The 25,138-nt window shown below is 38.1% G+C and carries 21 protein-coding genes and 1 pseudogene; 6 read left to right on the plus strand and 16 right to left on the minus strand.

Annotation, left to right across the window (positions count from 1 at the left end; genetic code table 11):
• Window positions 1-20: 20 nt before the first annotated feature.
• The gene (gene modB, locus H6G59_RS01440) at window positions 21-1,823 is read right to left on the minus strand and encodes a molybdate ABC transporter permease subunit (protein ID WP_190711391.1); all 1,803 of its coding nucleotides are present in this window, start codon (window positions 1,821-1,823) and stop codon (window positions 21-23) included.
• A gap of 83 nt (window positions 1,824-1,906) precedes the next feature.
• Here modB and H6G59_RS01445 point away from each other — a divergent pair, with 83 nt between their 5' ends.
• Window positions 1,907-2,644 carry a phytochelatin synthase family protein gene (locus H6G59_RS01445; RefSeq protein WP_190711392.1) on the plus strand — a complete coding sequence of 246 codons (738 nt, stop codon included), beginning with the start codon at window positions 1,907-1,909 and terminating at the stop codon, window positions 2,642-2,644.
• A gap of 209 nt (window positions 2,645-2,853) precedes the next feature.
• Here the strand turns inward: H6G59_RS01445 and H6G59_RS01450 are convergent, their stop codons facing one another.
• A complete protein-coding gene (locus H6G59_RS01450) occupies window positions 2,854-3,369 on the minus strand; it encodes a tetratricopeptide repeat protein (RefSeq protein WP_242038750.1) in 516 nt (171 codons plus the stop codon).
• Between H6G59_RS01450 and H6G59_RS27550 the strand changes: the two genes are divergently transcribed.
• Together H6G59_RS27550 and H6G59_RS01455 are read left to right on the plus strand one after the other, a co-directional pair.
• Window positions 3,356-3,481 carry a hypothetical protein gene (locus H6G59_RS27550; RefSeq protein WP_277924613.1) on the plus strand — a complete coding sequence of 42 codons (126 nt, stop codon included), beginning with the start codon at window positions 3,356-3,358 and terminating at the stop codon, window positions 3,479-3,481. The two genes, H6G59_RS01450 and H6G59_RS27550, sit on opposite strands and share 14 nt — an antisense overlap.
• Before the next feature lie 223 nt (window positions 3,482-3,704).
• Window positions 3,705-4,116: pseudogene (locus tag H6G59_RS01455) on the plus strand (Alr5209 family pentapeptide repeat protein).
• A gap of 9 nt (window positions 4,117-4,125) precedes the next feature.
• Here H6G59_RS01455 and H6G59_RS01460 read toward each other — a convergent pair.
• The 5 genes from H6G59_RS01460 to H6G59_RS01480 all read right to left on the minus strand — a co-directional run bounded on the left by H6G59_RS01460 (window position 4,126) and on the right by H6G59_RS01480 (window position 8,463).
• Window positions 4,126-4,986 (minus strand): rhodanese-like domain-containing protein, encoded by an 861-nt coding sequence (locus H6G59_RS01460; protein ID WP_190711394.1) that lies wholly within the window; start codon window positions 4,984-4,986, stop codon window positions 4,126-4,128.
• Between the two features lie 549 nt (window positions 4,987-5,535).
• The gene (locus tag H6G59_RS01465) at window positions 5,536-6,150 is read right to left on the minus strand and encodes a CP12 domain-containing protein (RefSeq protein ID WP_190711395.1); all 615 of its coding nucleotides are present in this window, start codon (window positions 6,148-6,150) and stop codon (window positions 5,536-5,538) included.
• Between the two features lie 89 nt (window positions 6,151-6,239).
• Window positions 6,240-6,770 (minus strand): DUF3122 domain-containing protein, encoded by a 531-nt coding sequence (locus H6G59_RS01470; protein ID WP_190711396.1) that lies wholly within the window; start codon window positions 6,768-6,770, stop codon window positions 6,240-6,242.
• Between the two features lie 460 nt (window positions 6,771-7,230).
• Entirely contained in the window at window positions 7,231-7,992 is a 762-nt protein-coding gene (gene ubiG, locus H6G59_RS01475; RefSeq protein ID WP_190711397.1) for a bifunctional 2-polyprenyl-6-hydroxyphenol methylase/3-demethylubiquinol 3-O-methyltransferase UbiG, read from the minus strand.
• Window positions 7,993-8,223: 231 nt separating this feature from the next.
• Window positions 8,224-8,463 (minus strand): hypothetical protein, encoded by a 240-nt coding sequence (locus H6G59_RS01480; protein ID WP_190711398.1) that lies wholly within the window; start codon window positions 8,461-8,463, stop codon window positions 8,224-8,226.
• Window positions 8,464-8,622: 159 nt separating this feature from the next.
• Here H6G59_RS01480 and H6G59_RS01485 point away from each other — a divergent pair, with 159 nt between their 5' ends.
• Complete coding sequence (locus tag H6G59_RS01485) at window positions 8,623-8,769, plus strand: hypothetical protein (protein WP_190711399.1); 147 nt, start codon at window positions 8,623-8,625, stop codon at window positions 8,767-8,769.
• 159 nt (window positions 8,770-8,928) lie between these two features.
• Here H6G59_RS01485 and H6G59_RS01490 read toward each other — a convergent pair whose 3' ends face one another.
• Entirely contained in the window at window positions 8,929-9,183 is a 255-nt protein-coding gene (locus H6G59_RS01490; protein ID WP_127052907.1) for a hypothetical protein, read from the minus strand.
• Between the two features lie 892 nt (window positions 9,184-10,075).
• Between H6G59_RS01490 and H6G59_RS01495 the strand changes: the two genes are divergently transcribed.
• On the plus strand, window positions 10,076-12,055 hold the full coding sequence (locus tag H6G59_RS01495) for a transglycosylase domain-containing protein (protein ID WP_190711400.1): 1,980 nt from the start codon (window positions 10,076-10,078) through the stop codon (window positions 12,053-12,055).
• Between the two features lie 53 nt (window positions 12,056-12,108).
• Here the strand turns inward: H6G59_RS01495 and H6G59_RS01500 are convergent, their stop codons facing one another.
• From H6G59_RS01500 to H6G59_RS01510, 3 genes are all read right to left on the minus strand, one after another.
• Window positions 12,109-13,548 carry a bifunctional orotidine-5'-phosphate decarboxylase/orotate phosphoribosyltransferase gene (locus H6G59_RS01500; protein WP_190711401.1) on the minus strand — a complete coding sequence of 480 codons (1,440 nt, stop codon included), beginning with the start codon at window positions 13,546-13,548 and terminating at the stop codon, window positions 12,109-12,111.
• A gap of 157 nt (window positions 13,549-13,705) precedes the next feature.
• Window positions 13,706-14,446: a molybdopterin-dependent oxidoreductase gene (locus tag H6G59_RS01505; RefSeq protein WP_190711402.1), complete on the minus strand. Its 741-nt coding sequence runs from the start codon at window positions 14,444-14,446 to the stop codon at window positions 13,706-13,708.
• Between the two features lie 88 nt (window positions 14,447-14,534).
• On the minus strand, window positions 14,535-15,128 hold the full coding sequence (locus H6G59_RS01510) for a cytochrome b/b6 domain-containing protein (protein WP_190711403.1): 594 nt from the start codon (window positions 15,126-15,128) through the stop codon (window positions 14,535-14,537).
• Between the two features lie 242 nt (window positions 15,129-15,370).
• Between H6G59_RS01510 and H6G59_RS01515 the strand changes: the two genes are divergently transcribed.
• On the plus strand, window positions 15,371-15,910 hold the full coding sequence (locus H6G59_RS01515) for a hypothetical protein (RefSeq protein ID WP_190711404.1): 540 nt from the start codon (window positions 15,371-15,373) through the stop codon (window positions 15,908-15,910).
• A gap of 616 nt (window positions 15,911-16,526) precedes the next feature.
• Here the strand turns inward: H6G59_RS01515 and H6G59_RS01520 are convergent.
• From H6G59_RS01520 to H6G59_RS01540, 5 genes are read right to left on the minus strand one after another with little or no spacing between them, the layout of a single operon-like run.
• A complete protein-coding gene (locus tag H6G59_RS01520) occupies window positions 16,527-18,500 on the minus strand; it encodes a TnsD family Tn7-like transposition protein (protein WP_190711405.1) in 1,974 nt (657 codons plus the stop codon).
• A gap of 32 nt (window positions 18,501-18,532) precedes the next feature.
• The gene (locus tag H6G59_RS01525) at window positions 18,533-20,461 is read right to left on the minus strand and encodes a TnsD family Tn7-like transposition protein (protein ID WP_190711406.1); all 1,929 of its coding nucleotides are present in this window, start codon (window positions 20,459-20,461) and stop codon (window positions 18,533-18,535) included.
• Complete coding sequence (locus tag H6G59_RS01530; RefSeq protein WP_190711407.1) at window positions 20,458-22,056, minus strand: ATP-binding protein; 1,599 nt, start codon at window positions 22,054-22,056, stop codon at window positions 20,458-20,460. The genes H6G59_RS01525 and H6G59_RS01530 overlap by 4 nt, the downstream gene beginning before the upstream one ends.
• Window positions 22,049-24,241 (minus strand): Mu transposase C-terminal domain-containing protein, encoded by a 2,193-nt coding sequence (locus H6G59_RS01535; protein WP_190711408.1) that lies wholly within the window; start codon window positions 24,239-24,241, stop codon window positions 22,049-22,051. The genes H6G59_RS01530 and H6G59_RS01535 overlap by 8 nt, the downstream gene beginning before the upstream one ends.
• Entirely contained in the window at window positions 24,238-25,083 is an 846-nt protein-coding gene (locus H6G59_RS01540; protein ID WP_190711409.1) for a TnsA endonuclease N-terminal domain-containing protein, read from the minus strand. Before H6G59_RS01540 ends, H6G59_RS01535 begins: the two co-directional genes overlap by 4 nt.
• Between the last annotated feature and the right edge of the window lie 55 nt (window positions 25,084-25,138).

The raw sequence follows: 25,138 nt of genomic DNA on the forward strand, positions 1-25,138 counted from the left end.
TCAGGTTTTTAAACTTATATTTACTCCATCAACATCAACTGTAAGGGATTTAAATGTACATACCAAGGAAAAGATTGGTCTTTAATTGTCACCCATTTTTCCTTATAAACTTCAGCTTGTAAGTGGTAATCATGAGCATGATTAGCAGGTGAATGTAGCTTTAAAAATAAAGTCATTCGGTGAGGTGTTTCGCTGATTCTTGCTATCCAACAAGGAAAAGTATTTTCTTGATTAGGGTTGTTGCTAAAGGTAATTTGATGAGCGCGAATACCAATGTGAGATAATTTGTTAGGAATTGTTTCTGTAACTTTGAGAGTACAACCCCAATCAATTGCTTCTACTTTTTGTGGTGATAGCGCCACAGCATGAGAAAAGTTTTTACACCCAGTAATTTGAGCAACACTCATACTAGCAGGATGCTGAAAAATTTCATATTTAGAACCATGATGAGCTTCTTTTCCCTGTTCTAATACTAATAAATTAGGACAAAGCCGATATGCTTCTTCCATGTTGTGAGTAACAAATAAAGTTACACCCGAATAATCAGCTAAAGTTTCTGTCATTTGTTGTTCTAACTGACTACGTAAATGTGTATCTAGGGCAGAAAATGGCTCATCTAAAAGTAATGCTTCTGGTTGACTTGCTAAAGCTCTAGCTAAGGCTACTCGTTGTTGTTGTCCTCCTGAAAGTTGGTGCGGATAGCGATCGCCTAATCCTTGTAATCGCATTGCTGATAATTGCTTTTCTACCTCCAACCTTATATTGCCATTAGATAATCCCTTGGGTAAACCAAAACCAATATTTTGCGCTACAGTCATGTGTGGAAAAAGGGCATAATTCTGGAATAAAAAACCAATATGGCGGTCGCGGCTAGGAATATTAATACCTTTTTCCGAATCAAATAATACTCGATCATTCAACAATATCCGCCCTTTTGTTGGTGTTTCTATTCCGGCAATACAGCGCAAAATCATACTTTTACCCGCACCAGAACCTCCTAATAATCCTAAAGGTTCATCATCGGTATTAAAAGCAATTTGAAGATGAAAACTTGCTAGTCTTTTTTCGATATCTAGAAATAAACCAGATGTAGAATATTTTATAGGTGAAGATAAAGATTGATTCTCTAATTCTCCTGTTTCTGATTTTTCCTGGGGTTTGCTTTTGTGCTGGAATTCTTGCCATAAGTTAGCCACAATAATTCCTGATAGAGAAATTACCATAATAGCAATTGCCCAAAACCAAGCTTCATTCATTGCACCGGCTTCTACAGCAAAATATATCGCCATTGGTATCGTCTGGGTTTGTCCAGGAATGTTACCCGCTAACATCAAGGTTGCACCAAATTCACCCAAAGCACGGGCAAAAGCTAAGGTAGTCGCTGCCACAATCCCAGGAAATGCTAAAGGTAAACTAATGCGCCAAAATATTGTTGATTCTTTAGCACCTAATGTCCTCGCTACCCGCAATAAATTAGCATCAATTTGTTGAAAAGCTCCCAATGCAGTTTTATACATTAATGGAAAAGAAACCACGGTTGCGGCAATGGCTGCACCATACCAAGTAAACACGATGGTGACATCAAATGGTTCCATCAATTTACCAACTGGTCCATTTTTACCAAAAAATAGCAGCAGCAAAAAACCAACAACCGTAGGTGGTAAAATTAGCGGTGCGACGAATATACCCTCGATTACAGATTTCCCTTTACCGCGATATCCCAACATCCAGTAAGCAGCACCGATACCCAAAAAGAAAGTGATAAAGGTCGCTAATAATGAGGTTTTCAGCGATATCCAGAGGGGTGATAAATCCTGTGGCATAGTTTATGTATTTCCAACTTAGTTGGTATTATAACCTAAACCAGAGAAAAAGCCTGTTACCGTTTTTTTAGAATCAGACAAATATGAAAATTCACAAACATTTAACCATTCACACTTACCTTGCGGCTTTGATCATCGGATTATGCATATCTGGGGAGAATATTGTCGCACAAACCTTAGTTGTTCCAGAAAAATTAATTGGGTTTGATACTCCTGAAGGTGAAAAATTGTTAATTGAAAGTAAATCGCGGGCTGATTTTTTCCCTTTAAGTATGCAGTTTGTCACTCAAGATAATCTTGCTTATTGTGGAGTTGCAAGTATTGTGATGGTGTTAAACAGTTTAAAAATTCCTGCACCGGAAACTCCAGAGTATAGAGAATTTAAAGTATTTACCCAAGATAACTTTTTTAGTAATGAAAAAACTCAACAAGTCATAGAACAAAAAAAAGTTGCCTGGAGTGGAATGAATTTACAACAGTTAGGAGGATTATTATCAAGTTATGATGGTGTAAAAGTCCAAGTTTATTATGGAAGTAATAGCAGTTTAGAAGAGTTTCGTAAATTAGCAGCCGAGAACTTAAAACAACCAAATAATTTTGTTTTAGTTAATTATTTACGTAAAGAAATCGGGCAAGAAAGAGGCGGTCATATTTCCCCTTTAGCCGCATATAATGAAGTCACAGATAGATTTTTGATTATGGATGTTTCTCGCTATAAATATCCACCTGTTTGGGTAAAAACAGCAGATTTGTGGAAAGCGATGAGTACAGTTGACGTAGCTTCTGGGAAGACTAGAGGTTTTGTATTTGTGAGTAAATAATTATGGTTTTTCATAGATACAGCAGAATTCAGGAGTCAGGAGTCAGGAGACGCTTCGCAGACCTCCGGTTCAGGAGTAAAACCCTCTTGTCGTGGGAGTTTCATTATCAATTGATGTCCTAACCACCCTGTCCACGGCTATATCTCTAGGACTTAAGCACTGTACAAATTAATCATGGTATAATTACCATAACCAATAGTCTATTCTGGTTAAGAATTTAGCTGTGATAATTCAAATCTGACTTTCTCCAGCATTTCTTGATATAGAGGATCTTGGAGACCACTTCCGAAAGCCCCACTTAAATATTGCTGTAAAAGGTTTTCGGCTGCTTTATAATCTGCGATCGCACTTTGTTTATTTCCTAAATCCCGATACATATTCCCTCTCAAAGAGTATGCATCAGCAGAAGAAGCACTTTTACTAATTACTTGATTCAAATCTGAAATTGCTTTGTGCTTTTCGCCTAACTTTTCGTAAGCCCTAGCCCTGTTCCAGTATGCGCCACTACTAAAACCGAATCTACCTGTATTTTGCCTAATTACTTCCGTATAGTCTGCTACTGCTGCTTTGTAATTCCCAACGTTATGGTAAGCATTGGCACGATGATAGTAGGGTTCTTCAGCTTTAGGATTTAGTCGAATTGCCTGCGTGAAAGAAGAAACCGCAGCGAGTGAGTCTTTTTGGCAGTCCTCTTGAAAGTGTCCCATGCCTATGAAATCGTCCATTGTATTAAGATATGGTGGCATAAGAGTTTGGCACTCAGTAGAGGCATTAGAAGCTGGTATTCGTGCAACTAATGTTATCCAAAAACCTAAGAGTAAAATAGATGATGCATAAGCTAATAAAGAAGATCTAGAAAAAGCAAATTTCATAATTATATAATCCCAAACGTATTTTCAGTAAAGTAGAAATAGTGTTAACAGTTTGCCGCTTTCACAAAAGTGACCGCATCATGTCAACAATAACATTCCGGATTCCTATATCATTAATAGGTGTGGTGGAAAACATCATTCATGAGTTTCGACTACGGTAATCATGAGACAAGCTGTGAGGCGCTTCTATGTCTGAAACAAATTCTCAACAGATCATTAATACTGCCGAGACTCTCATCGAGAGCTATGCAAAAGGGAAACGCAATTTTAGTGGCGCGAATTTGGGCAATGCCGACTTGCAAGGTGTTGATCTCAAAGGGTCTGATTTAAGTTACGCTGACTTGAGTGAAGCTAATCTCAATGGTGCTAACCTGAGAGGCTGTGACCTCAGTTTTGCCAATCTTAGTCAAGCTAATTTGCAAGATGTTGATCTTCGGGGAGCCTTATTATTTTCGGCCGATCTCCGTCAAGCTGATCTTAAGGGAGCGAAAATGGAAAAAGCCGATTGCGATTACCTACGGTAGGCTACGCCAACGCACCACTCATTTTCCTCAAAATTTTGATCCCTTACAAGTGGGATTACAAATTAAAGAAGCGTAGAAGCACAGACTACACAGTCATTACTCTGCTATCAATTGGTAGTGAAAAGTCACGAGACCATTCATTCCAAGAGCCAAAATAATTTCTAGCAGAAATTCCTACCTGTTCTAGGGCTATCAAAGTATTAGCAGCCCTTGAACCCTTAAAGCAGTAAATGTACACAATAGACTCTGAAGTAATACCTACTGACTGACAAATTTCTCGGATTTCATCTGGCGATCGAAACGTGGGGATTTCCGATTCAGAATTCATCAGCTGATGCCATTCTAACCATACTGCGTTAGGGATTCTACCTTTGCGGGGACAAAAGTCAGGATGGTAGGGAGAAGAACTCAGCCCAAGCCATTCTGAACTGTCGCGCACATCTAATTTAATAATTGCTGGATTGTCAATTGCTTCCAACATCTCGGCAGTAGTCACCATTATGTCAGCGTTGGGATGCAATCTAAATATGCTGCTTTCACGTAATGGTAATTCATCGGTAGTCGTGAATCCAGCCTTGAGCCATGCTTTATATCCTCCATGTAAAATAGATACCTGCTCGCAACCCAAATACTTCAGTAAAAAAGCGGCTCGACAAGATTGACCATAACCTTTATTTAAAGCATCTTCATAAACAATTAACCGTTCCGCACCAGATATTCCTACCCTGCTCATAATTTCTGCAAAATACTCTTGCAATTCCTTTAATCCTGCTGGTGAGGAATTGTCTAAAAGATAGGTGAAAAAATCTCTAATATTTATAGATTGAGGAATATGAGAAATAGCATAATCTTCTTGACTTCGCGTATCGATAATGACAGTCTGTGATGACTTTTCTGCTAAAAGTGACGTGACTTCTTGGAGAGAAATGAGGAGTTTTGTATTCACGCTTTCATGCTTCTGTTCTTGTACTATTAGGCATTATCGCCCCCGGCAGATTTGCGTTTTGAAATGCAAATCACAGAAGAATGAAAGTTAAATGTTACGAGATAACTTTTGTGGCTGCGTTATTTTTAAGCAAGAATTCAGAATAGATTACTCTCGCCAAACTTTTTTTTCATAGTTAATTGGCTCAGGATTTTAGGATTAAAAGATTAATATCAAGTCCCGTTAAATAGTTATCATATACCCACATATCCTAACACCCCACCCCGCAAGCAGGGAGGGGAGATAAAGCACAGCTTTGACTCTTTGGGGTTATTTGCCTACGGCACACTCCGCGAACGAAAATGTCAAGTAATCCATCATCAGAACGTGATATAGCAGGATTTATTAGATACAGCAGAATTCAGAAGTCAGGAGTCAGGAGTAAAACTGGCTTGGTGTCTAGGTTTAAATTTTGATTCTGTACCTCATTGATCTGCAATCTGCTGTAATTTTGAACATTAATCCTGGTCATCATTCATTTTTTGGTGTTTAGTAATTCAGAATTACGAATTACAAATCATAAACTCTAGATTCTGCGACTTCTGGATATTCATCACAGTAATCTTCAAAGGCAGTTTTGAGAGGTTTTTCGGCGCGTTGGTGGGCAATTTCTGCTTGTATTTCTTCCACCACATCCCAAGCTGATGAACATTCTGTGGAATTTATGCCTTTTTCTGCACAAACAAGACGAGCTTTTTTAATTTCATCTTGCAATTCTTGTTCTAACAAAATTGAGCGAGGTTCTTCTAGACAATTACTCTGCGCTAGGATGTCAGTAAGTGAGATTATTCCTAATAGTTCGCCACTAATGACAGGCGCACAACGAAGATGATGATTAGCAAATAATCTAGCTACATATTCTAAACCTAATTCTGGATTAACAACAATGCAAGGTTTAGTCATAATTTCATAAACACGGACTTTGTTCGGGTCTTTACTATAAGCAATTACCTGATAAACAATATCGCTTTCTGTAATAATTCCATAAGCATCTTGTTCGTGGCGACGATCTACAATTAATGCTCTCCAGTCTCTAGCTCGCATTAAATCAACTGCCTCTTTTACTGTTGCAGAACTGCGAATCATCGCCACATCTTTAGTCATCATATCTGCTGCTGTTAACATAAGTCACCTCAAAATAATTGAAAATAAAAAATTGAAAATGGTATTAACCAAACTTAATCATTGCCAAATCGTTGCTAATTTTAACCGAGTCATATTTTTGCCTTTTCAATTGTTATTAATGATTGCCATTCTTTAACTACAAAATCAGGAACTGAGATATTAATGAATTTGGCACCGGGAAGAGGTATTGATAAAGTTAAAGATTCTGAAGGTAATTGGGGCAATATCTGAGTCAAATCATATTGACCAATAGTTGGTGCTGGGGCTTCATCTAAAAATACATCAACAGCATTCCAAACTTTACCTGTGGTCGAGGTAATTTTTAAAGGTTGGGGATGAATTAAATCAGTAGAACCAGGAAAACCAATTAAGCGAAGATTTGTCTGAAATTGCTGATCAGAATAAACTTGTTTAAATAAGACAACTTGCCAAACTTTTCCTGATTGATCATCTAATTTTACTTGTGAGCGATAAATAACCTCTCCTGGTGGGTTTTCTAACTGAGTAACAGCAGCAATTACTTTTTCAGTTGATAAATTTACTAAACCTAGTAATATCAATATTGTTAGTATTACCACTATGATAATTTGCCAAAAGAAATGTCGAACATGGTGTAACATAAGAGTTATTTATTGGTGAGTCATTTATGGTTTAGATATTGGTTGAGAATGACTAAAAAATTCATTCATTATTTTTTATTGCGTGCAGTTATAGCCGTGGCCAGGGTGGTTAGGACATCAATTGATAATGAAACTCTCACTACAAGAGGGTTTTATTCCTGACTCCTGCTATAATAAAAAGTCAATTTTGCCGCGATTATGTTTCATTTCAGCAACACTTGAACCTTAAATCGGAATGTGAATTTCTGCATCCTGCGCTGCTTGTAGAATAGTTTCGTCCTCACGAGAGCCAATTAATTTCGAGTCCCACATTTAAAATGTTAGAAGAAGAATTTGAGAAACTTGTGAGGAAACTTAGGTGAATTTTCGGTACTGCTGGATGATGCTATGATTTCATCACGCTCCAGGATGCAGAGAAAAGCTTTATATTTCGGGGTAATGTCTAATTTTATGTAGACTTTTACCGAACTTTCACTGCTTTGCCTATATACCATACAGAGCTATCTTGATTGATTTGGATATCAAATAATGCTGATGATTTTTGAGCTTGTTTACTAGTTAAACCTCTTAAAAAGATATTTATAAGTGTTTTCAAGCTTCCACCTCCAGTCATATCAAATCCTTTAATTACAATATCTGCAAAGCCAGTATTGTTCATGAAATTAATTAATTCATAAGGTTTAATAAACTTATTCCAGTCGTGCATTCCTTGTGGTAATTGCTGGAAAATGTATTCCAAAAGCCAAATCATTATCAACTTAGACTTATAAGTTTTATTGATTGTATCAAATAAAAATAAACCCTTGGGGTTTAAAACTCTGTAAGCCTCAAAAACAACTTTCTTCCAATCGGTAACATGCTCTAAAACATCACAGCACAAAACAACATCAAATTTATTTTGCTCAAAGGGAAGTTCTTCCGCAACTCCCCAGCAATAATCTATTTCCAGGTGATTTTTTTGAGCATGGTCTTGAGCAATTTTAATAGAATTTAAAGATAAATCAATACCAGATACTGTAGCATCTTGTTTTGCTAAAAATTCACAAGCTAATCCACCTCCACAACCAATATCTAAAACTTCTATTCCCTGCCAATTGCTGACATATCTTGAGAAAAACTCAAACCTATAGTTATTGAGATGGTCGGATAGATATAAAGTTTCACCTTCTTTCCACCATTTATCTGCATTTAAATCATAGTAGTCTAAGTCATTCTTTTTCATAAAACAATAGCGCAACGGAAACCCGGTATCTTTTTGGTCGGGGAGGAGTCGCGCCCTCCTAATAAATAACATAATTGCAGACATCTGCTTCCCCAAGTCGAGGGAGCCTCTCGAAGAGAAGCCATTGCACGCACTTGTTGAGTCAAAACCTTGGCTTTACTGTTTCGGTCGATTGACACAATATGCTCAAAATTTTAGGGGAGCCGTAACACTCCCCTCCCTGCTTCTCTTTCACCGAGACTCTGTCCCTTGATTGGGAAGACCAGGTCTTGTGACAGTACCACCAGCCGCTTCAGGTTCAGCACCAGGACGAACATCAGTACCTGATTCTTGACCAGTCATGCGATATCTTTCATCGAGAGGAGTATCGCCCTCTTCCGTAGTTGGTACAGTGGTTTCGGTTCCAGGATTATCTTCAGGGTCATACTTAGCATCATCTTGCCGATTGTCTGGAGGGGTTTTTGATGTCATGGATTTGTACCTTCTGAGCAGGTGATTCCATAACACTAGCTTTTAATTTCTCGTAAGTGTTCTATCCTCTGATAGGGCTTGGAGTGATAGAAGAGGGTTATTAGGGAAGGGTTGATAAGTTAATTAACCCTCAACCAGCAGCAGTAGGTTACTTATGACTTGGATACTCAAACAGTTCAGGTGCATTCCCAGGGAGAACCCAACGATGAAGAGTTATCAGATTTGGCTGCAACTCAAATTATCTGCAATGGCGGTATTGTCCATACAGTTGAGTCGGCAGATATGCCAGCAGTATTTCGCGATTGATAGATTCATAGTCAGCACTTTAGTGCTTAATTAAAGAAACCTCACCTTGGGGAAATGGTAATGCGAGCGATAGCTACGCTCACCGAAGGTATCGCACTTCCAGAAGATGGTACTCTAGAAGGCGCGGCTCATAACCGTGCATGGCTACCCCAGCGGCTATTAATTCTGCACTATTGACTCTGTATTGCTGCTGAACTCGTTAGCCCGTGCGCTATGCACCAATGTCCAGCCTGCTTTTAACAATTTTTGATAAGTTGCCCAACCTTTAGAACCACCGGGTATTTGATAATCTGGAACTGAAAATTGCCCAAATGCTGTGTAAGGCCGCCAAGGTTGTCCAGGTGAAGTCTGCAAATGCAATATTTTTTCTCCATCACTGCCAGACTTAGATAACCAGCACATTTGTCGATGCATGGTAAACTCCTTTGCGTTTAGCTTATATGGCATAATAACAGGGTTTTGTCAATACCTGTCTCAATCTTGTGGGGTAATTTATAGCCTAAAAGATCAGGCCAGAAGAATTTAAGACTATTAAACTCAGGTAAATTTCTGAAGAAGATAGACTCCTATATGCGGTTCTCCGCAAGATATGAAGATAAACAGAGAACAAAAATGGTTGTCTCAAATGTTTTCTTCTAGTGCGATATTTTTCTAATGTTATCTACGGTTTTTACGATTGTATGTAGCAATAACTACGATTTTGGCAAATAACTGCAAATCCAGCTATTAGTTTTTCTAGTGATATATATAAGCAAAATAATATCCGTTAATTAGATGCCAACCTCACCAGATACCGCATCTATCGTGTTTTTGATCACACCCGCCACAGGTACAGCAATTAACAAACCTAAAAGCAATATAAGTTCCGAACAGTAAAGAAATCAACACTCCGATTAATCTAAGACTTATAAATTTACTTAAATAATACTTTGATGGCAAATTAAGGCTGTATATTTTTTGTCAAAAGAGTTCAAACATCTAATCCCTACAAGCTAACCTTTGAATCTATTTTTTATACTCTATTTTTTATAACTTTTGTCAGATGTTAATGTTTTAAGAGTGATGAAAATATAAGTAATTACAATTGTTCACACACAACAAGTAATTATATAGGAATAATATTTGATTTTTGAAAAAATCTAAGTATTTGTAGGGTGCTTTAGAACTCCTATTTGATTTTTGTTGGCGTTTTTGTTGATGCAGCCTGCCCTTTGCGCTTAAAAACTCAGTACACCTAAATCTTATCGAATTCTATTCCCTATTCCCTGCCCCAACGAAAAATTTATAAATCAAATCTGATTGCGATATGTCTTCATCAGAAACTTTTAAACAGGAACAGCCACAATTTCAGACTTCACCTAAATTCGAGTTTTGGAGAAGAGTAGGTCTGATCACAGGTGGTACTTTATTTTCAATCGGTATGCTGGCAAGTTCTGTTATTGCTGGAGGACTGGTTGGTTTATTATTGAGTTCTCGCAATTTACCAAATGTCAAACAATTACAAAATTATTTACCAGCAGAAACAACTTACATTTATGACATCGAAGGCAAGTTATTAGTGGGTATACATGGGGAAGCTAATAGAAAAGTTGTATCGCTAGATAAAATTTCTCCAAATTTAAAACGAGCAGTATTAGCCAGTGAAGATAGTTATTTCTACAACCACCACGGTATTGACCCCGGAGGTATCGGACGTGCTGCATTAGTCAACTGGGTAGCAGGTGGTGTCAAAGAAGGAGGTTCTACAATCACCATGCAGTTGGTGAAAAATATCTTTTTATCTAGGGAGCGTGCTTTAAGTCGCAAAATTGCAGAAGCGATGTTAGCAATTCGCTTAGAGCAAATTATCAATAAAGACCGGATTTTAGAAATGTATCTCAATCAAGTTTATTGGGGACATAACAACTATGGTGTAGAAACAGCAGCACAGACATACTTTGATAAATCATCAGAGAATTTGACTTTGAGTGAGTCAGCAATGATGGCTGGTTTAATTCAGGCTCCAGAACAATTTAGCCCTTTTGTAAACATGAATTTGGCCAAACAAAAACAAAGGCAAGTATTAGGAAGGATGCGGGAATTAAGATGGATTAGCCAGCAAGAATATGATGATGGTCTCCAAGAGAAAATTAAACTTGGTCAAATCAAGTCATTTCAAGCTAGTATTTTTCCTGATGTCACCAATACTGTAACGCAGGAATTAATTAAAAAGTTTGGGCATGATGCTGTTCTTAAAGGTGGAATGCGTGTGCAAACCACAGTATCATCAGATTTACAAATAAAGGCAGAAGAAACTATCAATAAATGGCATAAAACTCTTGAAAGCCAAGGTTTGAAAAAAAATCAAATGGCTTTAGTTGCAATTGATCCACGCACTCAATTTATCAAAGCATTGGTAGGTGGTGTAGACTCAAAATCCAGCGAATTTAACCGAGTAACTCAAGCACTGCGTCAGCCTGGTTCTGCTTTTAAACCATTTGTTTACTACACTGCCTTTGCTAGTGGTAAATTTACACCAGAGACAACAGTATTCGATTCCCCAATCAGCTACCCAGATGTTGAAGGAGGTGTCTATTCTCCGCGCAACTACGATAATACTTTTAAGGGTGCAATACCAATTCGTAATGCTTTAGCACTGTCTCGTAATGTCCCTGCGGTTAAACTTGGCAAAGAGATAGGAATCAATAAAGTTATCGAAACTTGCCGTACATTGGGAATTCACAGTCCGATGGAACCTGTAACTTCTTTGCCATTAGGTGCAATTGGTGTCACACCACTGGAAATGGCTAGTGCTTATGCGACTTTTGCTAACTATGGCTGGAAATCGCCTCCAACCCTCATCGCTCGTGTCAGTGATAGTACTGGCAATATTTTACTCGATAATACCCCAAAGCCTCAGCTAGTTCTTAATCCTTGGGCATCAGCTGCAATTTTAGATGTGTTGCAATCGGCAGTTAAAGAAGGAACTGGTACAGGCGCTATTATCAACCGCCCATCTGCGGGAAAAACAGGCACAACTTCCTCAGAAAAGGATATTTGGTTTATTGGTACAGTACCCCAGTTAACAACTGCAATTTGGGTAGGAAGAGATGATAATAAACAGTTAGCTCGTCGTGCTACAGGTGGAGGTATGGTTGCTCCTATTTGGCGAGATTTTATGGAAAAGGCACTTCAAAATGTGCCAGTAGAAAACTTCCAGCCAGTTTCTAAGTTTTCTCGTCCTCAGCCAATTAAAAATACTAAACCACGTCGATTAAGAAAGCGGCTGTCTGCTCCGAAAACCTGACCTAAACCTCATCAAACCTAGTTAATTTGGTTGGGCATTTTCTTCCTACTTCATTAATACTCACTTTCCCTAAAAGCTAACAATTGCTCATCATTTATCCTTCCTACTTCGTGCAGAATATTCACAATTTCCGAAATAGTTAAAACAGAATGACCACAATAACCATTTTCTTTTAATCTATCTTTTACACCTTGCTCATGGTCAATAAAAACCACAATATCATTAATGTTTAATCCTGCTGATTTTAACTTTTCTGCACCTTCCATTACACTTTTACCACTGATGAGAATATCATCAACGACTGCAACGGTTTCCCCAGGATGAAAGTTACCTTCAATTACTCTCCGTGTACCATGGGCTTTCACCTCTTTACGAGGAAAAATCATCGGACAATGAAGACGTAAAGATAAACCAGTTGCTGTTGGTAAAGAACCATAGGGAATACCAGCTATTCTATCGAAAGTGAGATTTTTTAAAATTTCCTCATAAGCACTGAGAACTTGAGTAAAAACTTGAGGATTAGAAATGATTTTGCGTAAGTCAATGTAATAAGGGAAAGTAGTACCCGAAGCTTGAACAAATTCCCCAAACATAATGCAGCCAATATCAAAAAGTTGTAAAATCAAATCTTGATGAGGATGTTTATCTTTAACATCAATATCAGATAGCCACACATCACAAGTAGAAGCATCTTGGATAAATTCACTTCTGAATTGATTAATTTCTGTCCGTAAAGATTGAACTTCCTCAGATAAATTTTCTCTACCCAACATATCTTGAGGAACAGGAATCAACAAACCATCGCCGTTACTATTTAAACCCGCTGCTAAAATTTGTTTCAGATTCCCATCCTCAGCCCAAATACTACGCGCCATAATTATTCTTTCGGGAGCAATTGAGCGAATAGATTTTAAAATTTCAGCATTTGTAGTTCCTACTTCCAAGCCTAATTGTTCTGGAGTTCCCCAGTTTTTTGATTCCTGCACTACCTGCAAATAAAGAGGTGATTTATTGTGAGGATATTGTTGTAAAGTTGCGGCACCTGGGTTAGAAGTACAACATAAAATAAACACAGCTTTATCAGGATAAACCAAAAAGGGAGCTACGTGATCTTGTCCAGTATAAGGAGTGAGAGTAATAGCATCTACCTGCCATTTTGTAAATACTGTATTGGCAAAAATACTACTAGTATTTAAATCACTATGTTTAGCATCTAAAATAATAGGAATGTGGGCTGGTATAGAGGCTAAAGTTTTGATTAATAATTCTAAACCAGGAACATCCAAAGCTTCATAAAATCCCAAAGTTGGTTTATAAGCACAGACAAAATCAGCCGTTTCTGCAATTATAAATTGTAACCAATTCTCCAAACCTGCGATAATCTCCAGTGATTGATAACGCGCAGGGAGCATTTCTGGATTGGGATCAAGTCCTACAAATAGTAAGCTTTGATTTTCGCAAATATTCCAATTTAATTTATCAACAAAAAACATTTTAAATTGCCTAATAAATTTGATTTTGCGTTAGAAAATGGTAGAATGAATTGAGTTTTACGCTTTAGCGAAGTACGAAGTACGTTAGGAATCTCTTGCTAGATTTGATAGGGCTAAAGCCCTTACTACTAACTTTTCTTTGATTCAGTCTTACTACTTATAATCCAGCAAACCATTCATAACCCTGATCTTCCCAATAACCTTTAAAAGCTGATAAATGGCTAGTTAAAGTAATTCGTGTTACCCATTTACTTTGTTTATAACCTAGTTTAATTGGAGCAGCTAGACGCAAAGGCGCACCATTTTCTACAGGCAATTTTTCACCATTTTTTTGATAAGCTAACAAAGTTTGAGGATGTGTAGTTGAAGCTATATCCCAGCTTTCATAATAACCATCGGCTGATTCAAAAAAAGCATATTTAACATTTGCCTGCGGTTGAGCTAAAGTAATAATATCACGTAAGCGTATACCTCCCCATTGTACGATTGCAGCCCAACCTTCGACACAAACATGACGAATAATCATAGAAGTCAAAGGTAAAGCTTGAATTTCTGCCATGCTGAGGCTGAGGGGATTATTTACCTCACCGTCGATAATTAAACGAAATTTGTCTAAATCAATAATTGGTGTATTGCGAAAACTATTAATTATTAAAGCTTCTGGTTCAATTTGACTAGCTGAAAATTCTGGAACAAGTTTTTGCGGCTGAAAGATTAATTTTTCAACTTTCTGATTTATCGGTTCTGAAAGTTTACCTACTAAATCCTCAAGTGCAGGTGTACCACAGCCACTAAGTAAACCACCTAGACTAGAAATTCCTGATATTTGTAGGAATTTACGACGTGTTAGTTGGGGTGTAGGGATATGAATTAGTTGTTTTTTGTTGGTATTTTTCACAGTTTTGATTCTGGTTTTTTTATACGAACCGCAGAGGCGCAGAGAACGCAGAGAGAAAGAAGAAAATTAGATAAAAGTATTTTTTGAGTTACCAAAACATAGATTCAATCAATTTATCTCCTCCCGCTTTTTGTCCTAAACGCCAATGAATTATTACAAATATTATTACCAATGGTACAGAAGCAAAATGCACAATTCTTAATGCTTGCCAATCTCCAAATATATCAACTATCCAAGGGAATTGAGCAGGTTTATACATTCCTATTCCTGTTAATATCGCCAACAACAATATAGGAATAATAGATGTGTAAACGATACGATGCCAAGCATAAGTTAGACGTTGAGGATTTTGAGTCTTTTGTAAAGCTTTAATATCATTGTTGCCTACAAATCTATGTCGCCAACGTCGGGTAATTAAAATATAAATTCCATACCATAAAAGATTGAGTGAAAATATCCACATAGCGGCAAAATGCCAGTGTCTACCTCCTGCTAACCAAGCACCTAAAGTGAAAATGGGGGGAATTTGTAAACCTGCACGTCCACCAAATACAGGATTAGCATTGTAAATTTGTAGTCCACTGGTAAGCATAAGGAAGAGACTAATAATATTAACAGAGTGAAATATTTTAGCGCCTATGGCTTGAGTTGGTAATTTTTGAGGTTTTGCAGGAGAATTCATATCAGATATGTTTCGCTATTTTGAGAATGATTTACTTAAGAAATTAAAAATTTTAAAAAAACTACAATATTTAGTTATATTACTATAATGAGCGGTGCATTAACAACCTTACTCACTAAAGAAAAAATCGCCTCCAGTGCAATTCTTATCCATTTTTTGGAATAATGTAATGTGTACAAAAAAATACTTTGCCTTTAACTTACACAACTTACCTCGATCACCACAATTTACAGCCAGGAAAAATGCACAAAATCAATCCATTGCTGTTTGGAGTCGCCTTTTTAACCAGCTTTGTATCAAATCTGACCATTGGACTAAACATTCAACAACCCAGTCCCTCAGCTATCGCACAAACAAATAACCCTCAAATGCAACTTTTAGAGGTTATGGACGAGAATACTAAATTTACCTTACTAGCACCTCAAGGAGCAAAGGTAATGAAAGGATCTTGGGGTAATATAAAAATTCAAGCAGATAATAAATTTGAAATTGAATTATCGATATCAGATGAAAGCATATTTAATCGTAACTCAGTTGCAGAATTGAAAAAAGAAGTCAGGGCTAATGATGTTAACGTCTTAAAAAGAGTTCTCATCGAAACACCCACAAGTATTTTATATGAGAGTAGTGTGATATCTACTAGTCCTGAATTTCATCTATATGTATACAAAGAGTTGGATAAAACTAGGCTCATTTGTGAAAATAGCAAAAGTCAAATTTTCTCACAATCTGAAGCTGAATTAATGTGGAAATCTTGTAATTCAGTGGCTAAGAAAAGCTAAGAGTTCTTAATCTCCCCATCTTTGGGGAAATATTTTTATTGATTAAGTAGGTTAGCGGTATAATCTTGCCATCACATATCTTAGCTTCAAGATAAGCGAAACGCGAGGTTTTAAGATGAATGAACGCACGATTTACAGCACTTCCCAGTCTCATGAGGTACAAGAACCCCACCCCCAACCCCCTAAGAGCAAGCGATGAGGGGGCTATGATGTACCTGATAACAAAAGAATCCGCTGTATCTCTAGGCGGCGCTATTTTACCTGTTCAAGTTCTTTAATACCTCCAGTTTAGACAGGAATCCTTACTTCTTCGATATTTGTCTAAGTCTCACTAGTTGTACAACGAGAATAAAGTTGGAAACTCAGATTGTGTAAAAGCCCTGAGTTTTCGTTCTATATGAGGCATGGTCTGAAAAATAAAGTTGGAAACTGGAGGATAACTGATATGGCATCCGCTTTTTATGCCGAATAATAAAGTTGGAAACTGCCAAAATCCTCGCCAAGAGCCGATATTCTGAAATAGTCTTTGGTCATCCTGGATCTATCTCCCGTAACTTCAGTCATCCTTACTATTGATCTCCCTTTATCCTGATTGGTAATGGTCTGTAGATTTACCCTAAGTTTCAATATTGCTTACTAACAAGTTTAGATTTTTCAGAGCAGTAGCTATTGCTTCCTTGACTACAGGTAACTGTCGTACCTCTGGACGTAACCCAGCACGACGTACTAACTCCCACTCTTGAGGACACAGGTGTTCTTGACGAAATCTATCTGCTGTCCACTTCACTCTTCTTACTGCAAACTCTTCCCTACTTTCAGCCACTTCCCCTAAAACCTTTGCCGTTAGTGGCAATCTCTGAAGGTGTCTTTTCACCCAAGCACTAATAGGATGTTCTAGAGAGTTAGCGATCGCAGTTCGACTAATCCAAACCGGACGACCAGAATCTTCCTTGAGGTTCTCAGCAGCAACTTTCACTGCTGCCATTGCTTGAATGTCTCTAATCTCCCAATCCACATCTGGAGTACCATTCTTTTTTTGTAGTGGTGGTAGATGTTCATTTAGCCAATCCCTATCATATTTGTACAACTGACCATAAACTGCTGGTGCTTTACTTCTTAATTGCGTTCTTCCCAAATCAGGATTTACTGCCATTAAATCTAGCCACTTTTGACGGCATGATTCAATCACATCTGTTGCCACTTCATAAGTTGTTGCACGAAGCTTGAGAGATGGACACAAATTTTTTGCTCTTGCCGTAGTATTAGGTCGGGGGAAAGTAAGCTTCAATTTATCTGCTTGACGAAGCACCGTCTTCACACTTACTCCTAAACGCTGTCCTATCTCTTTGAGAGTAAGTGATGGTCTTATCTCTTTGAGAGTAAGTGATGGGTCATGCCAAAGAAGTCTTAATGATTCTTCCCAAACAGAACCATAAACCTTGATTCTTGAATATTGAATACGATCCTCTAAAGATTGTTCTGGTGCATTTCGACAGTAAACAAAACCACAGATACAAGAAAATGTGCCTGTAAGTTTGTGATTTTCCTGGTTATACGTGATTTGACATTCGTGAATTTTGGGCTGTTGAAAATATTGGCAAACAGGATTTAGACATGGCCAAGGTGCATTACCAAAAGGTTTCTTGGCTTCTTGTAACTCAAAAAATTCTTGGGCAGAATATCCTAAAAACTGAATCAACAAAAGATGGCGTAGGGGATGGTGAACTCTTCTCGGAAAGCGAACCAACTGAGCGAGCCAATGATCACGAATCTGCTCATCAAGTGGACATTGAAGCAGTTCTAACACCTCAGCAGGGTAGTGATTTTGGAATAGTCTCAATAACTCTTGAACCCGAATCCTACCTGCATGAGTTACTAATTCTGGATTATTCTTAACCAAAGACAGGTATTTTTGATATAAATCTTCTAACCCTGGTACAAAACGGCAATCATTGAGAAGCCACTCTATATCTTTGGCAATGTTGAGCAAAATTTTGTGAACAGGATCTAAAGGTTCTATTGGACGAGGAACTGCTTTTTGGATTGCCTGTTCTGCTGCCAGGAATTCGTATGCAAGTCTGCGATTATGAGTTAATACATCACTGTTCTCTAGAAACACTGAATGAGTGGGACAAACTTCAACACCTGGAACTTGATGGAGACGATGCCAATAAGATTCGCCAAAACGCTTTTTATCATCCTCTACACACAAAGGACAGAAGCGTAGGTGAGAAGGCATTTCCACGTATCCCGCAACAATTCCCAAACGAGCGTGAATTTTTGCCCCATTATCACCACTCATATCATCACGAATTAGTTGATCTCGCTCTGGTGGTAGGAAAGGACTGTAAAAAGGTAAGAGAGTATGATTGTTAATGAAATAGTCAACGGTATAACCTGATTGTGGGGGTAAGGTATCAACAAGCCTTTTCAACCTGCTAGGGAAATCAAAAATAGCGATCGCATTTTTTGTTTGGAATAAGTCTTCCACAGTTGCTTTTTGACTGGGGTATCTTACCCGATCTTGAAATCGAGCGCAGATACTGTAGAACAACTCATCAGGATATGCTTCAGGGAAGTAACCAAGCATTATATTCTTTTACTCTAAAATTTTAAGAATTATTAAAGGCTGGAAGGGAAAGAATCCAATGCTGCTTCAATGGCTTCTTGTACTTTTGGTAAGTCAGTTAGTTCGTTGCCGTGACGTATACCTGCCAAATGTTCTAATTGCGATCTAGTTGGTAATTTATTTTCCTGAAGAAAGTATTCTGCTGCCCACCAAACGCGGCGAACAGTATACGCTTCTCTTGTCTCTACTACTTCAGATAAAGCCTTCGCTGTCAGTGGCAATTTATCAATTTTGTTATGGATTGCTGAAAGTTGATTGATGTCTTTACCAATCATCCTTGCTGTTATTCTCACAGGACGCGATGGACTATTTTTCATCCGTTCAGCTGATTGTCTTACAGCCTCTGCAAGTTGAATATCTTTGATTTCCCAATTGACATAAATGGAACCATTGTTTCTTCTACGAGGTGGTAGATGAGCTTCTAACCACTCAGAATCATTTTTCCTTAACCATGAGTAAACTCGCCAACATTGATTGCGTAAAGATACGCGATCTGAATTAGGATTGTTATTTAATAGAGTAAGCCACTCTTTTCGGTAAAGCTCTGATTTGTTTGGTTCATTGAACTTTTCTTCTTGGCTATCTGAAAACTGCTTCGAGCCTATGTTTGTCTCTCTTTTAGCACCTAATCGTGGAAATGAAAGCCCCAATCTAACAGCATGATGCTTAATAGTTTCTGTACTTACTTTCAATTTGTTAGCAATTGCAGTAACAGAAAGTGATGTATCTGCCCAAAGATTTGCTAAAGTATTTTCCCATAAATACCCGTAAGACTTAACTGTACTGACTCTAAATTTATCTTTAACTGATTTCTGAAAATCTTTCCTAGTATAAGCAAAGCCACATTCGCAGCTAAATAAACCTATAGGAGTCCCATCGTTATTGGAGTAATAAACCTGGCATGATTGAATGTATGGTTTTTGAAAGTGAGTACAAACAGGATTTACACAAAGCCAAGGTCCTTCGCCAAAGGGTTGAAAATCACTAGGCAATTGGAAGAAACTTTCTACTGTGTACCCAAAAAATTGTATTAATAATAAATGCCGCAATGGATGTTGGCTACCCTTTGGTAGTCTAACTAGCCTAGATAACCAATTTCCATGACTCTGCTCATCAACTTCACATTGAAGCATTTTTAATATTTCTGGGGAATAATAGCTTTTAAATGCGTCAAGTAGTTGAGCAATATGAACTTTACCACCATAAGTAGCTAATTCTTGTTCAGCCAGTAAATAAAGATAACGATTCTTAATTTTATGAATATCTGAAACTACAGCATTCTGTTTTAGAAGCCAATCCGCATCTTGAGATATTTTAAGAAGTTGTTGATGTTGAATGTTTAATAAATCTAGGGATTGTAATGTTTGTGTATGTATAATAGTTTGTTGAGCATCAATAAAAGTTTGATGATTATTTTGTCCACTAATACAAACACTACTTTTTTCCAAAAAAACCATATGAGTAGGGCATACTTGTACACCTGGTATTTGGTGAAGTCGATGCCAGTAGCACTCACCAAAATTTTTTCTATCTTCTAAGACGCATATTGGACAAAATTGTAAATATTTTGGTGGACGAATCGTACTTGCTGTAAGACCTAGACGGTAGTGAAGTCCATTTCCATCACCTTTCATTTGCTCTCGAAACTGTTGAATATTTGCATGGGATATGAAAGGTCTATAAAAAGGAAATAATGTTAAACCATCTATAATCTTATCAACAGTGTAATTATTTCCTGTTGGAAGGGAATCAACTAGATAGCCAATGTGAGTAGGTAAATCAATTATTGCTCTTGCGTGTACACTTGCAAACAGGTCTTGCATTAAGTTCTTTTGACTAGAATATTGTAAATAATTTTGATAACGTCCACAGACGCTATATAACAATTCATCTGGATAAGGATCTGGGAAAAAACCAATCATCCTACCATTTCCTCCTTAAGATATTCAGTAGCAGGTCGGATATAACCTTCTAGCTTAAGAGCTTCATAAGCAGTAATTCTTTTTTTTGCACCAAGAGCTACAACTTTGACTAAGCCATCAATTTCTGAAGTTGTGTTACGAGATTTCCTCTGCTTCTTATTCGTTTCTGTGTGGGTAGGAGTAGCAACATCTGTTATGTTTGCCGATTCTGGCATGGAAGAGTCAACAGCTAGATTTTGAGCATTAATGCTGATATCTTCTTGATCGTCTACCAGATTTTTTTGAATTACGGGTGAAGAACGAATTTTACCGACAACTTTTGTACTTTTGCTGGCCTCTTGAACAAAAGAAGCGAGGTCAATTGGGTATACATCCTCAACACTTTGGAGGAATTTAATATCACCTGTTTTCAAGGCTGACAGAATAGGTTGTGCCAATCGAAGACTATCCTTAGCAACAGATCGAATAATACTTTCGGTGATGCTCTCTTTCTCTGTAGCGATCGCCCTAATTTGAGCTAACATATAAACTTTAACCGCAAAATCAGTAATTCCCTGAGTGACTTCATAGAGGGCATGGCATAGCTCTGGTTTAAGCGGGCATACCTTTTGGAGATACTGATATCGCCAAAGTGATTCAACAAATAGCTCCCAAACATCATCCTCTGCCATCCTATCCCAAACCAAATCGCCCTGACCACTACCGCGACGGATTTGACGAAACTCACCACTCAAAACAGACATCGCTTTATAAGTTCCTACGAGAACAACAGGAATGCCAATTGTGTTGACAAGTTGAACAAAGAAATTGAGCATTTTGCGAGAGCCACCGCTTTTAGCTTCGCTCAGGTGTTGAATTTCATCAATTACCAATACCCCAATGCAGTGTAGTGAAGCTACACGAGCAATGTATGGTATCAATTGATCGACTGTAAAACGTTTTCCACCATAGTTTTTCGAGTAGTTAGTTCCCAAAAGATCATCAACTGCTTGGAAAAAATTTAAACACAAACCTTTAATCGAGCCATCAAAAGGACAATCAAGCTTTAGCCAAACAATTTGCATCAATGTGAAATTTTGTCCTTGATAGTGGCTATGAATAATAATTTGGGGATAGAGCGATAAAATGGCTTCTACAGCAGTTGTTTTGCCGACACCGCTAATACCAATAATTGTGAAACCTGTGGCTGTTGAACGCAGATGAGTTGGAGTAATTTCTGTAGAACTCAGAGCATCAATTCGTTTTTGAAAATCTCGCTTAAACTCTGCTGTTAATGGATTACGTGCCTGATAGCCTGAGCGAATCATGCGCGAAAAACGTTGTTCCAAATCTAAATGAATTGGTAGTGGTTCAACAAATTGAATTGCATTTTGGACTAAATGTAAACGTAAATGATTGGGCAATAATCGCTCTTCTTTGTTATAACTTGGGTAACGTGCTAGAAGCCCCATCGCTTCTTCTTCCGCAAGAATTGCTGGTAGCGCCTCAATTAAAGGATTATTCCGGTAACTAGCAATTAACGGGTCGCGGTATGAGGCTTTGACAACTGACCCTTTACCAACCAAGACAGATGGTGTCATATCACTGTTAGTCATTATTCCAGTTTTTCTCCCTTAATCTACGTAGCTTATCAATGGGCTTTGGTGGAGCTACATACCCACCATCATTTTCTTCAAGTTCGGTAGCTAGAGGCATGGGAATTACTTCCCCTAGTTGAGCCGGAGTTTCTTCTGTTCCTAATTTCCAGGCTTGAGTTTCACGTTCATGTTCACGTTCTAACTTGCGATTTTCCCGAATACCTTGAACACGCGATCGGTTACTTTGACCAGTAAGTGCTTTTTCAGTCTTTTCTTTAGCTTTTGTAACAATATTATCTACCTGAGCATTAAATGTTGCTTTTCGCTGTTGTTGACGAGTAGAAGCTGCTTCTTGTGATTGTTTTTGTAGCTCGAAGTAATCAATAACTTCAAACCAATCCCGTTCTCGAAATGTTTTCTGAGTTTCGCTTAATTGGCAAGGTTCTAATATTCTCGTGTCATCACGACGCAAATAGATAATGTCAAGTCTGCGTGGATCATAAGCTATGGGAATCTTCCATCTGCCATTTACTCTAGCCTTAACAAACCACTGTTCTCGTATAGCAAGTTCACAAGTGTAATTTAAGCCCTGATAGTAAATACCTTGAGGAGTAACTGAAGCTTCCGCAGAAGGTAACAAATTCAAACGAACAATTTCAGGTGCAATTTGGCGTAAGTGACCAACTCGATTTTGAATTCCCCAATTCCAAAGTTCAATTGGGTATGGTTCAACGTAGTCCTGAATCATAAATTCATTCATTCGATACCAATTCATCCGATGGAGTTTGTTATGGTCAAGAATGGATAAAATAATAAGTTTTCTAAATTCTTGGAGATCAAGAATTGCATCAAGCCTATAGTCCTTATCACCTCTCTCTCTTACTCGATTGACTGCCCCTGGCATCCAACGAATCATCTTGTCGTTACTTAAACGAAAATTTCTTTCTACAATACCTTTCCAATCTGCTCGGTATGGAGGTGTATTCGATACTCGGATATTTAAAGCATTTACTAAATTATCGGCATTGTAACCTTCTAGTTCGCCTCTGTCTGCCAGGATAGCTTCAGGAAGGTGATGGCTAGGCCAATCAGCTTCATCAATTTCAATGCCATATTCAGCACAAAAAGCTACTTTGTTGGTGGCTACATTTTCCAGAGCCAACATTGCACCCAACCAACTCGGACCTTCTAAACTGACACTAAAGCCTGTGATCAGTCTGCTAAAAGTATCAATAACAAAGTAAATCACAGGGCGACCAATAATACGGTTTCGGTCTAAGGAACTGACTAGATAAATATCGCCGATAGTAGCGTCTATTTGGTAAATTGAACCTGGACCAAATGCCATTTGCGTTGAATCTCCAAGCACTGCCCTATGACGTAAATTGAATCTACGCTTGCCTTCACGGGAGATTTTTTGCTGACTAATATCTCGTTCCTTTTCATACCAATATCGAAACTGAGCAAATGTGGGTAGTTCACTGGCAGGAGGTAGTACAGGAACTAATACCCCATTTTGCATTTCATAACCTTGATGAAAAAACTTTTCCAAGGTTTTCTGAAAAGCATCTTTTAAAGTTCTTCCTTGTTGTGTTTCGTAAAATAAGGCGATACCACGGGAAAAGTATTTCCGAATATCGTCATTAACGTTGATACCAAGGGGTATATCAGTTACTTTTGAGAGTTTACTGGGACGACCACGCTTACAGTTAGAAACCTTTCTTTCCTTACCTTTTGCACCACACCTATCAAACAGAGGAAGAAGGGCATTTTTGGTTTGTCCACCTTGCCAATAACGCCGTAGATAATTATAAATCGTCTTTTTTATACAACCTGTGCGTTCGACTGTAGCTTCTATAAGTTGACCGCGATCGCGGGCATTAAAAATTAGCTCAATGTCACCCTCAACCAGTGGGGCAATCACTTCCCATGCTCGGTCTCTACGTTGGCAGTGTTTATCTGAAATTGTATTTTCAGGACGAAGTAACCCCATATAAGGGTCAATCTTGAGGATACGAATTTCTTGAGATGCGATCGCTGTTTCCAATTCCTTGGATTTTTGCCATTTTGGGAGAGCTTTTGAGTTACTAATCTCAATTGTTACGACATCCGTACCAGATGAATCAATCCAAAGTACACGCTCAATATAAATTTCAGTATCGGTGTTTTCCCACTCCAGCAGCATATTTACATAAAGGTTCATCCCACACCCCCTAATTTTTGGTGTAGCTGTACCAATGGGTTTGCTAGGAGAACTAATGGCTCACTAGGGTTAATTGATTTATTCATGTCAACCAACCACCATCGGTTAGCAATCAAATGGCGAGCAACAGAGAGTCCTATACCTGGTTTAAATCCAAGTTGGTCGTCACAATCAGCAGCTATACTTGCTAGAGAGTCATGCTCTTCGACTACTCTCAAAGTAAGTGCTGTTGTAATTCGACGAATCTCAGATTCCGATATGGAGGAACAGTCTTCAATACTGAAGAAAGGGTGTACCCAATCAATATTTCTAGCCAATCTTTCAGGAATTTCATGTTCTGTGACAATTCCCCAATTTATATCTCTAGACTGCCAGTATTGACGCTCAATTTCTAATTTTTGTAGTGTACGCTCTGATTGCAAATCTTTAGCTAATTTAAGCGTACGTACCTGTTCAATAACTCCTATTTTTTGACGCACAGTAATAAGAAAATCCGTAGTCATCACCATTGGATCTTGAGTTTTGGGGTCTTTAGGATGGGGTATACCGTTCTTTTCAGCGATCGCTAATGTTTCTTCTAGAGGTAGTAGGGGATATTGCTCCCGGATGTCACAGATAATGGGCGACCATTCTAGTATGTAGAAATAATTAAGTTCAAGGTTGCTGAGTAGATGGTGGACTCGATTGGTTTTCCAACCCTTTATCCTGCTGGCAAGACCTTGGGATGCTACATCTTGAACCAGTAGCCAGGGTTTGTACTCATAACCTCTGCCTTGCCCACGACCTTCGCTGATATGTCTATCAATGACAGCCTCAGTTTTTGTTCTCTTTCTTTTAGCCATTCAATTGCCCCCAGTTAAATTGCGGTTTTCTTCAGTTTGTACGTCATATCAAAAG

The sequence above is a fragment of the Anabaena lutea FACHB-196 genome (genome assembly GCF_014698305.1).
In the GTDB taxonomy this organism is placed as follows: Bacteria; Cyanobacteriota; Cyanobacteriia; order Cyanobacteriales; family Nostocaceae; genus Anabaena; species Anabaena lutea.